Source organism: Cellulosimicrobium sp. BMG9.23 (assembly GCF_059159985.1).
The window spans coordinates 272881-285630 of the sequence record NZ_JBZGBZ010000005.1; the positions used below are offsets into that span (position 1 = coordinate 272881).

Consider the following 12750-nt stretch of genomic DNA (forward strand, 5'->3'; position numbering starts at 1 on the left):
CCTGACGCTAGGACGTGCCCGACGTCGCCGCGCGCCGAACGGCGGCGGGACGCGCTCAGGCCGGCACGATGGCGCACCCGGCCGGGTCGAGCGCCACGGTCGCCTCGTCGCCCGCGGACCACGGTCGCGCGTCCGGCTGCCCGGGGGCGAGGTCCGCCGGGACGCCGGGTGACGCCGTCGCGACGGGTGCTCCGGCGAGCGCGACGACGCGGACGCGGCGCTCACTCCCGGGGAGCACGACGTCGACCGTGACCTCCGTCGCGCCGCGTCGGAACACGCTCCCGACGACCGTCCCGCGCCACGTGTCAGGGCGAGAGGTCACCCCGGTGACCGGTGGCCCTGACATGTCGAGAGGCTCCGCGACGCGCAGGCCCCGCGGCCCGATCGCCAGGACCTGGGCGCCCCGCGTGTCAGGGCGAGAGGACACTCCTGCCACCTCGAGGGCTGACAGGTCGGAGAGCGGGACGAACGCCTGGTAGCCCAGGAACTCCGCGACGCGGCGCGACGACGGCGCGCGCCACAGCTCCTCGGGCGGCGCGACCTGCAGCACGCGGCCGGCGTCCATCACGGCGACGCGGTCGGCGACGGTGAACGCCTCGTCGTGGTCGTGGGTGACGAACACGGCGGTCGTGCCGGTGGCCCGCAGCGCGGCGCGCAGGTCGAGCGCGAGCCGCTCGCGCAGACCGCGGTCGAGCGCGGAGAGCGGCTCGTCGAGGAGCAGGAGGCGCGGACCGGGCGCGAGGGACCGCGCGAGGGCGACGCGCTGGCGCTCGCCGCCGCTGAGCGTCGTCACCGGCCGCCGCTCGTACCCCGCGAGGCCGACGACGCCCAGCAGCTCGCGCACCCGGTCGTCCCGCTCCGCGCGCGGCACGTCCGCGATCCCGTACGCGACGTTGCCCCCGACGTCGCGGTGCGGGAAGAGCTGACCCTCCTGGAACATGAGCCCGAACCCGCGCCGGTGCACGGGCACGCCCGCGAGGTCGTCGCCCGTGAAGCGCACCGTGCCGGCGGCGACCGGTTCCAAACCCGCGACGGCGCGCAGCAGGCTGGACTTTCCGCACCCGCTCGGCCCGAGCAGCGCGAGCACCTCACCGGGCGCGACGTCGAGCGAGACTCCCGCGACCGCCGTCGTGCGCGGGTCCCGGCGCGAGGCGCCGTCGTAGTGCACGACGACGTCGCGCACCTCGAGCCCCGCGCCGCCACCCGGGTGCTGCGCCGGGCGCGGCTCGGCGCCGGGCACGTGGGGCCGCGTGGTCGGGTCGGTCTGCACCATCAGAACTCTCCTCCGGGGCGGTCGCCGCGCAACCGCTCGGCGAGCAGCATGACGACGGCGGTCAGCAGGGCCAGCACGACGCTCGCCGCGAGCGCCATGCCCTGGTTCTCGGCGCCGGGACGGCCGACGAGCCGGAAGATCACCACGGGCAGGGTCGCGGTGTCGGGGCGGGCGAGGAACGACGTCGCGCCGAACTCGCCGAGCGACACGGCGAACGCGAACCCGACGGCGAGGCCGAGCGACCGCGCGGCGATGGGGCCGTCGACGCTGCGGAACACGCGGCCCGGCGCGGCGCCGAGCGTCGCGGCGGCCTCGCGGAGCCGGGGGTCGATCGCGCGCAGCGTCGGCAGCACGGTGCGCACGACGAGCGGGATCGCGACGACGGCCTGGGCGATCGGGACCAGGAGCCCCGAGGTGCGCAGGTCGACGTCGAGCCCGAGCGGTCGGTCGAGCGTGATGAGGAACCCGAACCCGACGGTCACGGCGGAGACGCCGAGCGGGAGCATGAACAGCGAGTCGAGCGCGGCGATCGCCCGGCGGCCCGTGCGTGACCGCGGCCGCCGGGACACGACGAGCGCGACGAGCCCGCCGATCACCACCGCGAGCAGCGTCGCGAGCGCCGCGGTGCGCAGCGAGTTCCCCGCCGCCTCCCACACGGTGACGGACAACGCGTTGCGCCCGCCCGTCGTGCCGAGGTTCGCGTAGTTGTCGAGCCCCCAGCCGCCGCCCGGCACGCGCAACGACCGCACGACGAGCGTCGCGAGGGGCAGCCCGACCAGCACCACGACGACGACGGCGGTCACCACGGCGGGCAGGAGGTCGCCGCCGGGGCGTCCACGGGCCGGACCGCCGGCCGAACCACCCGTCGATCCACCGGCCGGTCCACCCGCCGGTCCACGCTGCCACAGCCGCAGCGGGTGCGCGGCGCTCGACGCGGCGGTGAGGGTCAGCGCCCGCTCGCGCTTCGCGCGCGTCCGGTTCGCGACGGTCAGCGCCGCCACCACGACGACGAGCTGCACGACCGACAGGACCGCAGCCGTGCGCAGGTCGAGGAACTGGGTCGTCTGGATCCAGATCTCCGTCTCGATCGTCCCGTAGCGGATGCCGCCGAGGACGAGGACGACGCCGAACGCCGTCGCGCAGAAGAGGAACACGATGGACGCGGCGCTCGCGATCGCGGGAGCGAGGGCGGGCAGGGTGACCGTCCGGAACGCGCGCCACGGCGTCGCCCCGAGCGCGCGCGCCGCCTGCTCCGCGCGCGGGTCGAGGTGCTCCCACAGCCCGCCGACCGTGCGCACCACGACGGAGTAGTTGAAGAACACGAGCGCCACGACGATCGCGGCGAACGTCCCGTCGAGCCGCAGGAACCCGAGCGGCCCGCCCTCGACGAGCAGCGTGCGGAACGCCACGCCCACGACGACCGTGGGCAGCACGAACGGCACGGTCACGAGCGCGCGCAGCACGCGTCGCCCGCGGAACCGGCACCGGTACAGCACGTACGCGCCCGGAACCCCGAGCAGCAGGGAGAGCGTCGTGCCGAGCACGGCCTGCCACAGCGTCAGCCCGACGATGCGCCAGGTCCGGGGAGCGGAGAACACCTCCGCGAACCCCGAGAGGTCGAGGCCGCCGTCGGGCCCCACGAACCCGCGCGCGACGAGCGCCACCACCGGCCACGCGAAGAACACCCCGAGGAACACGAGCGGCACCGCCGCCGCGACCCCCCGGAGGACGCCACGCCGAGCACGGGACCATCCACCGCCGAGCACGGAGCTGCCCACCGGATTCGCCCGGAAGTGGTGGGTATCCCCGTGCTCGGCAGCCGGCTGGGCGGTGGTCAGTCGACGACCGTCGCCGTCCACGCCTTGATCCACTCGTCGCGGTGCGCGTCGATCTCCTCGGGCGCGACGTCGAACGGCTCGTCGGCGAGCGGCGCGAACTGCTCCCACTCGGCGGGCAGCGCGACGGTGTCGTCGACGGGGTACATGTACATCTGGCCCGGCACGTCCGCCTGGAACGTCTCGCTGACGAGGAAGTCGACGAGCTGCTGCGCGCCCTCGGGGTTCTCGGCGCCGGCGAGGACGCCCGCGTACTCGACCTGGCGGAAGCACGTGTCGAGCAGCGCGCCCGTCGTCGACGACGTCTCGTCCTCGGAGACCGTGAACGCGGGCGACGTCGAGTACGACAGCACGAGCGGGCGGTCGCCCGCGCCCTCGCCGCCGGAGAAGTCGACGGAGTACGCGTCGGACCAGCCGTCGACGACCTTGACGCCGTTCTCGCGCAGGTCGGCCCAGTACTGCTCCCAGCCGTCCTCGCCGAACGCACCGACGGTCGCGAGGAGGAACGCGAGGCCGGGCGACGACGTCGCGGGGTTGGTCACGACGAGCAGGTCGCGGTAGGCCGGGTCCGCCAGGTCCTCAAGCGTCTCGGGCTCCGGCACCCCGGCCTCGGTGAACCATGTGTGGTCGACGTTGATGCAGACGTCGCCGAGGTCGACCGGCGTGAGCTCGCCGTCGCCGACGGCGTACTGCTCGGCGGACGCGGGGAGGTCGGCGGGCGTGTACAAGTCGAGCACGCCCTCGTCGATGGCGCGGGTCGCGAACGAGTTGTCGATCCCGAAGACGACGTCGCCGAGCGGCGAGCCCTTCGTGAGCACGAGCTGGTTGACGAGCGCGCCGCCGTCGCCGGGCGCGACCTGCTCGACCGTGAGCCCGCTCTCCTCCTCGAACGCGGCGAGCACGTCGTCGCTCACGGCGAACGAGTCGTGCGTGACGAGCGTGACGGTGCCCGACGACGCGTCGTCGCCCCCGGCCGTGTCGTCGCCCGCGCTGCACGCCGCAGCGGCGAGGAGGGTGGCCACGGCGAGGGACGCCGTCGTGACGTGACGGCCGGTCCGGGCCGCCCGACGGCGGGTGGTGTGCTGCATGTGTCCTCCCAGGACGTTCAGGAGGGGTCCATCCGCACGCGCCGGCCGTGGCCGACGCGGACGGGTGATCGAGATTCCCGACTTCCTCCACCGGTGCTAACCGGATCAGGTTCGAGGGTCTGCGGTGGTCCGCACTCTCAGCTCCTCCAGGAGCTCCCCTGTCGTTCCCGGCGAGCCTACACCGGGCGGCGGTGGGCCCAGACGATGTCGACGACCATGCCCAGCAGCATCAGGCCCAGCGGGGGCCACAGGGCGACGACGCCGAACCGGACGGGCAGCTCGGCGCCGAGCGCGGCGAGCGCCGTGACGACCACCATCCACGCCACGCCGACGACGGCACCCACCTTCGTCCACCACACCGCGTCGCGCCGCCGCTCCGGCCCCTCGGGGAATCGTGCGGCGTACTCGTCGGGCGTGCCGAAGTACTCCTCGAGCACGATGCCCTCCTGCGCGTGGGCGTCCACCTCCGCGACGATGTCGGCCACCTCCTTCTCCGCGACGCCTCGAAGGCGCAGCGCGAACGCCAGGTCTCGTTGGTACGACATGCCTCAGTCCCCCCTGTCCGCCAGCGCATCGACCTGCGCCAGCACCGTGCGGATCGCCTCGCGGTCCTCGTGCAGTCTCTGGGCGCCGCGTTCCGTCAGCTCGACCACCTTGCGCGCCGGGCCCGAGCCGTCCACGTCCCAGCGGGACGTCAGCAACCCCTGGTGCTCCATCTCCCGCAGGAGGGGGTAGAGGGTCCCGCCCTGCACGCCGGCGAACCCCGCGGCGCGCAGCTGTGCCACCAGGGCGTAGCCGTGGTTCGGGGACACCCGGAGCGCGGACAGCACCGCGGTCGGCAGCACCGCCCGCTGCACGTTCTCGACCGTGTCCGTCGACGCCATGCGACGACCCTAGACGCGACTAGTGTGAATCTCAACCTATTAAAGCTCGATCCCTAGCTGAGGCGCGTCCCGGGGTCGCGCCAAGGGTTCCGGGACAACCCTGAGAGCACCCTGAACGCTCCCCGGAAGAGCGCCGCGCCAGACCAGGGACACGTCCGGGCCGACCCCTGATGCCCCGCGTCACCCTCCGACGAGAAGGTCGGAAGGACCCGGCAGCACGCCGGGCTCCCCATGCAGGAGGGCAATGACGATGAGCAGCGCAGCGTCCGGTGGTTCGACCGCGATCGCCACGGCTCGCGGTCTGGTGAAGACCTACGGGCGGGGCGCCGCGAGCGTCCGTGCCCTCGACGGGGTGGACGTCGACCTCGAGCGGGGCCGGCTCACGGCCATCATGGGTCCGTCGGGATCGGGCAAGTCGACGTTGATGCACTGCCTGGCTGGCCTGGACTCGCCCACGGCGGGCACCGTCGTCGTCGACGGCGAGACGGTCTCGGCGATGAGCGAACGACGGCTGACGCGCCTGCGCCGGACGCGCATCGGGTTCGTGTTCCAGTCGTTCAACCTCGTGCCGACGCTCACGGCGGAGGAGAACATCGTCCTCCCGCTGGCGATCGCGCGCCGGCCCGTGGACCGCGAGTGGTTCGAGCGCGTGGTCGACGCCGTGGGCCTGCGTCCGCGGCTCGGGCACCGGCCCGCGGAGCTCTCCGGCGGGCAGCAGCAGCGCGTCGCGTGCGCGCGGGCGCTCGTGTCCCGGCCCGCGGTCGTGTTCGCGGACGAGCCGACGGGCAACCTCGACTCGCACGCGGCCGCGGAGGTGCTCGGTTTCCTGCGCTCCTCGGTGGACGACCTCGGACAGTCGGTCGTGATGGTCACGCACGACCCGACCGCGGCGTCGTACGCGCACCGGGTGCTGTTCCTCGCGGACGGGCGCCTCGTCACGGAGCTGCGCGACCCCACGCCGCAGGCCGTGCTCGACACGCTCGGCGACCTCTCTCCGGCGGTGTCGGCATCCGCCGGCCACCCCGCGCACGCGACGGCGTCCGTCCGATGATGGGCCGGATCGCGCTGCGCGGCGTGCGCGCGCACGGTGCGCAGCTCGTGCTGTCCGTGCTCGCGGTGACCATCGGCGTCGCGTTCGTCACCGGCACGTTCGCGCTGCGTGCGATGCTCGCGTCGACGTTCGACGGCATCGTCGCGTCCTCGATCCAGGCCGACGCGTACGTGCGGGGTGGGACGAGCACCGGGGGCGCGCTGGAGTCGTCGTCCGCCCAGCTCGGCGGCGCGCGCAGCCTCGTCCCGGCCGACCTCGCGGACGAGCTGGCGGCGCACGACGACGTCGCCCTCGCGCTCCCCGAGATCAGCGGCCCCGCGGTCCTCGTGGGCGCCGACGGCACGGCCGTCCTCAGCGCGCAGGCGCCGAGCATGGCCGTCGCGTACGACCCGCGCGACCCCGGCCCGCGGGTCGTCGACGGGCGCGGCCCGGTCGACGCCGGGGAGGTCGCGCTCGAGTCCGGGACGCTCGAGGCGTCCGGGCTCGCCGTGGGCGACACGACCGACGTCGTGCTGGGCGACGGGGTGCAGCAGGTCCGCGTGGTCGGCGAGCTCTCGCTGTCCACGCCGATGGCGGGCGCGACGATCGTCCTGGTCGACGCCGCGACCGCCGCCGCGACGTTCGCGCCCGACGGCCTCGTCCCGTCGATCGCCCTGTACTCCGCGGACGGCACCGACCCGGAGGCGCTGCGCGACGCCGTCTCGACCGACCTGCCCGACGGCGCCGAGGCGGTCACGGGCGCGGAGCTGCGCGCGGAGTCGAGCAGCGCGATCGCCGACCAGCTCGGCTTCGTGTCGACGTTCCTGCTCGTGTTCGCCGCGCTCGCGCTGTTCGTCGGGACGTTCATCATCACCAACACGTTCGCGATGCACGTGCGCCGCCGCACGCGCGAGCTCGCGCTCCTGCGGGCGGTCGGTGCGTCGCCCGCGCAGGTGTTCGCCTCGGTCCTGGGGCAGGCCGCGGTCGTCGGGGTCGTCGGCGCGGTGCTGGGCGTGGCCGCCGGGTTCGGCCTCGCCGAGCTCGCGCGCGCCGGGATCGGCGCCGTCGGGATGGAGCTCTCCGGCTCGCTGCCCGTGACGACGGCCGGGATCGTCGTCCCGCTCGTGGTCGGCGTGGTCGTCTCGGTCGTCGCGGCCGCCCTGCCCGCGCGACGCGCGGCCCTCGTGCGGCCCGTGGAGGCGATGCGTCAGGACGCCGTGCGGCCCGCCGGTCCGGGCGTCGTGCGCACGGTCCTGGGCGCGCTCGCGCTGCTCGGCGGCGCGGGCCTCGTCGTCGGTGCGGCGGCGGCCGGGAGCGGCGGGGCGCCGCTGCTCGGGCTCGGTGCCGTCGCCGTGATCGCGGGCGTCCTGCTGCTCGCTCCCCTCGCGGTCGGTCCTGTGCTGGGCGTGCTCGCGGCCCCCTTCGTCGCGCTCGTCCGCCCGCTCGGCGGCCTCGCGCGCGGGAACGTCACGCGCCAGCCGCGCCGCACGGCCGCGACCGCCGGGGCGCTCGTCGTCGGGATGGCGCTCGTGTCGACGACGTCGGTCCTCGCCTTCTCGGCGCGCGCGTCCGTGACCGACGTGGTCGACCAGGAGACCGCGGCCGACCTCGTCGTCCGGTCCGCGACCCCCTACCTCCCCGAGGGCGTCGCGGACGACGTCCGGGCCGTGGACGGCGTCGCGTCCGCCGACCTCACGACCTACGGCCAGGTGGTCGTGGACGACGAGCCGCAGCTCGTCGTCGGCTTCCCCGCCGAGGGGTTCGGTCGCTCCGTCCGCACGACCGCGACCGAGGGCGACCTCGACGCGTACGCGCGCGGCGACGCCGCCGTCATGGCCGACGCGCTCGACGAGCACGGGTGGGCGCTCGGCGACGTCGTGACGGTCGCCGACCCCGCACGCCCCGACGTCCCCACGCAGGAGGTGCGCATCGGGCTGGTGATCGACTCGAGCGCCTTCAGCGTCGACATGCTCCTGCCGTCCGACGTCGCCGCCGCGGTCGGCGCGACCACGCCCGAGATGCTGTTCCTCGACGTCGAGCAGGACGCTGACCCGGCCGTCGTCCGTGCCGGGGTGGCCGACGCCGTCGCGCCGTACGTCGTCGCGTCGGTGCTCGACGCGGAGGAGTTCGCGGGCGAGATCGCGTCCCAGGTCGAGTCGATCCTCGCGATCGTCTACGCCCTCCTCGGGCTCTCGCTGCTCGTCGCCGTGCTCGGGATCGTCAACACGCTCGCCCTGTCCGTCGTCGAGCGCACCCGCGAGATCGGGCTGCTGCGCGCCGTCGGGCTCGGCCGCGGCCAGCTCGGGGGGACCATCGTCATCGAGTCCGTGCTCGTCGCGGTGTTCGGGACGGCGGTCGGGCTGGTCGTGGGGACCGGCCTCGCCGCGGCGCTGCCGTCGGTGCTCGCGGACGAGGGGTTCACGACGCTCGCCGTGCCGTGGGCGCAGCTCGGCGCGATGCTCGGGCTGGCCGCGGTCGTGGGCGTCGTCGCCGCGGTCTGGCCGGCGGTCCGCGCGGCGCGCCTGCCCGTGCTCGACGCCGTGAGCCAGGAGTGATCGGTCACCGCGCACGCGCGCCGGCTGCGGACTTCCTACTACGGTGGTCGCAGCACACCCGGGCACCACCGGGACGTCGACCGATGGAGGAGCACCCGTGCCAGACACCGAGGAGAAGGCCACTCTCGCCGTCAAGGTGGGGACCGTCGCGCTGACGTTCGCCGCGGGCTGGGCGGCGCAGAAGCTCGTCACCGTCGTGTGGGCCAAGGTCACTGGCCACGACGCCCCGAAGGACCTCGACGACGAGGAGGTCGGCATCGTCTCGGCCGTCACGTTCGCCGCCGTCGCCGCAGGGGTCGGCGTCCTCGCGCGCCGGTTCGCCGGCAAGGAGGCCAAGCGCGTCGTCACCCGCCTGATCTCGCGCACCTGAGGTCGCGGCACCGCGCCGCGGCGGCCCTACGCGGCGGTGCCCGGCGCCGCGGTCGACAGGCCGAGCGCCCGGGCGGCGGTCAGCATCTGCCGGTCGTAGGTCACGACGGCGACGAGGTCCGCACCGAGCGCCGCTGCCGTCGCGAGGTGGATGGCGTCAAGGCTGCGGACGTGGATCTCGATCGCCGCGGCAGCGCGGACGACCGCCGGGCTGATCTGTCGACGGGTGAGCGCCTCGAGGACCGGCGCGATCCGCTCGTCGTGGTCCAGCCCTTCCCGCACGGCGAAGCGCGCGAGCTCGACGTCGAGCAGGAGCGAGGACGTCAGCACGACGCCGTCGCTCGCCTGTGCTGCCAGGAAGTCCAGGTACGCGTCCGTCTCGGACTCCCTGCGGACCTGCTTGAGCGCGGCCGACGTGTCGACGTACAGCGCCCTCACCCTCGGTCCTCGCGCAGCTCGGCGAGCACCTCCGCCGTCGGCCGGACGCCGACCTCAGCCGGAGGCGCGACGAGCGTCGACGTCGTCGCCGGAACGTACTCTCCCTCCGCGAGGAGCTGCTCGAACGGGCTCGACGTGATGGGCACGATCCGTGCGATAGGACGTCCGTGGTCGGTCACGACGACCGAGGTCCCGCCACGCACCAGCTTCAGCACCGCGCTCGTCCGTTGGTTGAGATCGCGGACGCCGACGGTCGGCACCTGCTGTGGAAAGCTCATGTGGCCACTGTAGAACGTCGTTCTACCGAGTTCTACGCGATTCCCACCCGGGAGGCTCCGCCGCACGGGTAGCCTGGCGCGCGTGACGGCGCCCACCACGAACGCGAGCCCGACGACGGCCCTGCACGACCCGGTCCTGCGCTCCGGCCTGCGCGTCCTCGCCGACGCCGGTCGGCTGCTCGCGCGGCACTGGCCGGCTCTCCTCGCGATCGCCGTGCTCGCCCAGGTCTTGCACGAGCTCGCGCTGCGGGCCGCGCTCGCCGTCGCGCCGTCGTCGGGCGAGCTCGGGCTGCTCGTGCTGTGCTTCTCGCCGCTCGCGACGGTCGTCGGGATCGTCGTCATGCTCCACGTGCTACGCCGCGAGCCGCGCGACGACCGTGACCGGATCGAGGTCCGTGCACTGCTCGGGTCGATCGCGTCCGTGCTCGTGCCCTACCTCGTCATCTACGAGTTCTACGGCGGGCTGTCCTCCGACTGGCAGGCCTACGTCGACTCCGCGGCGCTCGACCACGCGTTCGCCGCGGGCGCGGGGATCGAGACCGCCGATCCGGTCCCCGAGGGCTTCGGGCTCACCGTCGTCCTCCTCGTGGCCGGCGCGCTGCTCGCCCGCACCCTCCTCGAGCGCGTCGCGAAGCGCCTGGAGCGGGGCGTCGTCGAGTCGGGCGGGGAAGCCCGCCGCAGCGCACGCACGGCCGCCGTGCGCATCGTCGCCGGATACTGCGAGGTCGTCTGGATCGTCGTCGGCGCGTTCACCGTGACGGCGGTCGTGGGGCAGGTCCGCGAGTGGTGGACGTCGCGGGTCGTCGTCGTCGAGGTGACGACGTGGTGGGACGGCGTCGTCGCGCGCGTCGACGTGCTCCAGCCGCTGGTCGACGCCCTCGGTCCGACGACGTCACTGCTGCTCGCGGGGATCGTCACCGGGCTCGTGGTCCCGCTCGCGTGGCTCACGCTCGGCACGATCGTCTACGGCGTCGAGGCGATCGACGTCGTCGACCCCGTGCACGCGCCGGCCGACGCCACGGGACGGACCGCCCGCGCCGTCGACCGGTTCAACCGCACGCTCGGCACGAGGGGCGCACGCAGGGCCTGGGAGCTGATGCTCGACCCGGGCCGGCGCTTCGGCGGCCTCGTCGGCGCGCTCGGCATGCTGTGGCGCAGCCGGTGGAGCGCGGTGCTGCTCTTCTGCGTCGCGTTCGCGCTGCTCACGCTCGCCGAGCAGGTCGTGTTCACCGCGGCCCAGGCGGTGCTCGGCCAGCCCGGGATCGTCGCGTGGCGCGCGGTGATCGGCACGCTCGAGACCGTCGGGACCGTCGTCGTCCAGGTGCTCACGACCGTGCTGCTCGCCGCCGCCGCCGACGCGCTGCTCGCGAACCTCGGCCTGCCGTCGGCGCTGCGCACGCGACGGGCGGCGCGGTCCCGGACGGAGGTCGGCACCATGTTCGACGCGGAGGTCGACGGCGCGTCACTCCGCTGAGACGACGGCACCCTGGCGGTCGTCGGCACGCCGATCGCCGAGCAGAGCGGCAGCGACGGCGTCCCGCACCTCGACGTCCGTCAGCCCGTGGTCGCGCGCGAGCCGCACGAACCGCACCGCCGCCTCCGTGACGGCCGCCCGGTCGAGCGTCGCCGCGGGCGCGGTGACGAGCGTCCCCACACGTCGCCGAGTCGTGACGAGCCCCGCGGCCTCGAGGTCGCGGTAGGTCCGCGCGACCGTCCCGGGCGCGATCCCGAGGTCGTTCGCGAGCGCCCGCACGGTCGGCAGGCGCTGCCCGTCCGCGAGGTCGCCCGCGGTCACGAGCGCGGCGAGCTGCGCGCGGAGCTGCTCGTAGTGGGGTGTCGGAGAGTCGAGGTCGATGCGGACGGCGAGGCTCACGCGGGAACCTCCGCCGGCTCGCGCTCGGCCGCCGGCGCGGGCGCCGGGTCGCGCGCCGGCCATACCGCGACGGTGAGCGCCACGACGACGACGACGAGCGCGACGACGAGCAGGACGTTCCCGGCGGTGACATGGCCCGGGCTCAGCCCAGGATCCGTCCCGACCCTGTCGCCGTTCCCCAGGCCCAGCCAGCGCAGCGAGAGCCCAGCCATGGCGACCAGGCCACCGAGAGTCAGGCCGAGCACGAGCTGCGTGGCGCGCTCGACGCGGCGCGCGACCCGACGTCGTAGCCACATGTCCCACTCCTCGGAGACGTCCTCGACCGCCGGCCGTGACGCGACGAGGCGCAGCACGACCTCGGAGGCGACGACGGCGACGCCCGCCGCGACGACGACCGGCACCGTCCACAGCCAGCCGGGGAAGGGTGCGACGGTGTACGCCTCGTTAGGTCCCGTGATGCGCGAGATCGAGCGCGGGCCGTCGGACAGCAGCCCGAAGGCCACGCCCGCCACGACGATCCCGAAGCCCCATCCCCAGGCGACGCGCCGGGTGGTGGTCGGGACGACGTCGGCGGCCGAGCGCGCGACGAGCCGCGCCTCGCGCTGCCGGTGCAGCGGGCGGGGCCAGGTGAGCTCGCCCGCGGCGTGGACCCCGAGCGCGGCGACAAGAGCGACCAGCGGCAGGACGACTGTCGCGCGGGCGCCGAGCGCCGACAGCCCGAGGTAAAGGTACAGCGGCGGGAGGGCGATGCCGCCGGCGACGAGCAGCGCCGCCCCGGCGGTCGTCAGGGCCGCGTGCCGCACCGCGCGCCGGCCCGCCGTGCTCGGGACGACGGCGCGCCGACCGTCCCACCACAGGAGCCCGGCGACCACCACCGCGGCGAGCAGCCCGAGGTCTGCGGCGAGAGCCACTGGCAAGGGAAGGGGGTTCCCGAGCATCCACGACACCCAGCTCACGATTCACCTCCGTTGAGAGACTATTGATCATGAACTATGCTCATTCGGTCGCCGGGTGTCAACTCGCTTTCAGCGCAACCAGGACTCTCCCCCTGCACCCGCCCGTCCGCAGGCGATGTCACCGTTCATGCACTTCATTGCGATGTCACCGTTCTTGCACATCCTTCAGAA

General features: G+C 74.5%; 13 protein-coding genes and 1 riboswitch. Of the genes, 4 read left to right on the plus strand and 9 right to left on the minus strand.

Going from position 1 to position 12750, the window contains the following annotated elements; translation table 11 throughout:
• Positions 1-55: 55 nt before the first annotated feature.
• The 5 genes from AC4H2G_RS10010 to AC4H2G_RS10030 form a co-directional block, all read right to left on the minus strand.
• The gene (locus AC4H2G_RS10010; protein WP_494365602.1) at positions 56-1273 is read right to left on the minus strand and encodes an ABC transporter ATP-binding protein; all 1218 of its coding nucleotides are present in this window, start codon (positions 1271-1273) and stop codon (positions 56-58) included.
• Complete coding sequence (locus AC4H2G_RS10015) at positions 1273-2970, minus strand: ABC transporter permease (RefSeq protein ID WP_494365603.1); 1698 nt, start codon at positions 2968-2970, stop codon at positions 1273-1275. The genes AC4H2G_RS10010 and AC4H2G_RS10015 overlap by 1 nt, the downstream gene beginning before the upstream one ends.
• Before the next feature lie 137 nt (positions 2971-3107).
• Entirely contained in the window at positions 3108-4196 is a 1089-nt protein-coding gene (locus AC4H2G_RS10020) for a thiamine ABC transporter substrate-binding protein (protein WP_494365604.1), read from the minus strand.
• Between the two features lie 65 nt (positions 4197-4261).
• Positions 4262-4366: riboswitch (TPP riboswitch) on the minus strand.
• A gap of 6 nt (positions 4367-4372) precedes the next feature.
• Positions 4373-4741 carry a hypothetical protein gene (locus AC4H2G_RS10025; RefSeq protein WP_494365605.1) on the minus strand — a complete coding sequence of 123 codons (369 nt, stop codon included), beginning with the start codon at positions 4739-4741 and terminating at the stop codon, positions 4373-4375.
• Positions 4742-4744: 3 nt separating this feature from the next.
• Entirely contained in the window at positions 4745-5080 is a 336-nt protein-coding gene (locus tag AC4H2G_RS10030) for a PadR family transcriptional regulator (protein WP_494365606.1), read from the minus strand.
• A gap of 244 nt (positions 5081-5324) precedes the next feature.
• On the opposite strand from AC4H2G_RS10030, the gene AC4H2G_RS10035 reads away from it, so the two are divergent.
• The 3 genes from AC4H2G_RS10035 to AC4H2G_RS10045 all read left to right on the plus strand — a co-directional run bounded on the left by AC4H2G_RS10035 (position 5325) and on the right by AC4H2G_RS10045 (position 9035).
• Positions 5325-6131 (plus strand): ABC transporter ATP-binding protein, encoded by an 807-nt coding sequence (locus tag AC4H2G_RS10035; protein WP_494365607.1) that lies wholly within the window; start codon positions 5325-5327, stop codon positions 6129-6131.
• Positions 6128-8665: an ABC transporter permease gene (locus tag AC4H2G_RS10040; RefSeq protein WP_494365608.1), complete on the plus strand. Its 2538-nt coding sequence runs from the start codon at positions 6128-6130 to the stop codon at positions 8663-8665. Before AC4H2G_RS10035 ends, AC4H2G_RS10040 begins: the two co-directional genes overlap by 4 nt.
• A gap of 97 nt (positions 8666-8762) precedes the next feature.
• Positions 8763-9035, plus strand: coding sequence for a DUF4235 domain-containing protein (locus AC4H2G_RS10045; RefSeq protein ID WP_494365609.1), 273 nt, complete (start codon positions 8763-8765; stop codon positions 9033-9035).
• A gap of 26 nt (positions 9036-9061) precedes the next feature.
• Here AC4H2G_RS10045 and AC4H2G_RS10050 read toward each other — a convergent pair whose 3' ends face one another.
• The gene (locus AC4H2G_RS10050) at positions 9062-9472 is read right to left on the minus strand and encodes a type II toxin-antitoxin system VapC family toxin (protein ID WP_494365610.1); all 411 of its coding nucleotides are present in this window, start codon (positions 9470-9472) and stop codon (positions 9062-9064) included.
• Positions 9469-9750, minus strand: a complete 282-nt coding sequence (locus tag AC4H2G_RS10055) for a type II toxin-antitoxin system Phd/YefM family antitoxin (RefSeq protein ID WP_494365611.1) — start codon at positions 9748-9750, stop codon at positions 9469-9471. The genes AC4H2G_RS10050 and AC4H2G_RS10055 overlap by 4 nt, the downstream gene beginning before the upstream one ends.
• A gap of 82 nt (positions 9751-9832) precedes the next feature.
• Here AC4H2G_RS10055 and AC4H2G_RS10060 point away from each other — a divergent pair, with 82 nt between their 5' ends.
• Positions 9833-11224 (plus strand): hypothetical protein, encoded by a 1392-nt coding sequence (locus AC4H2G_RS10060; RefSeq protein WP_494365612.1) that lies wholly within the window; start codon positions 9833-9835, stop codon positions 11222-11224.
• Here the strand turns inward: AC4H2G_RS10060 and AC4H2G_RS10065 are convergent.
• Together AC4H2G_RS10065 and AC4H2G_RS10070 are read right to left on the minus strand one after the other, a co-directional pair.
• Entirely contained in the window at positions 11213-11623 is a 411-nt protein-coding gene (locus AC4H2G_RS10065; protein WP_494365613.1) for a GntR family transcriptional regulator, read from the minus strand. The genes AC4H2G_RS10060 and AC4H2G_RS10065 overlap by 12 nt on opposite strands.
• Positions 11620-12579, minus strand: a complete 960-nt coding sequence (locus AC4H2G_RS10070; RefSeq protein ID WP_494365614.1) for a hypothetical protein — start codon at positions 12577-12579, stop codon at positions 11620-11622. Before AC4H2G_RS10070 ends, AC4H2G_RS10065 begins: the two co-directional genes overlap by 4 nt.
• Positions 12580-12750 lie beyond the last annotated feature (171 nt).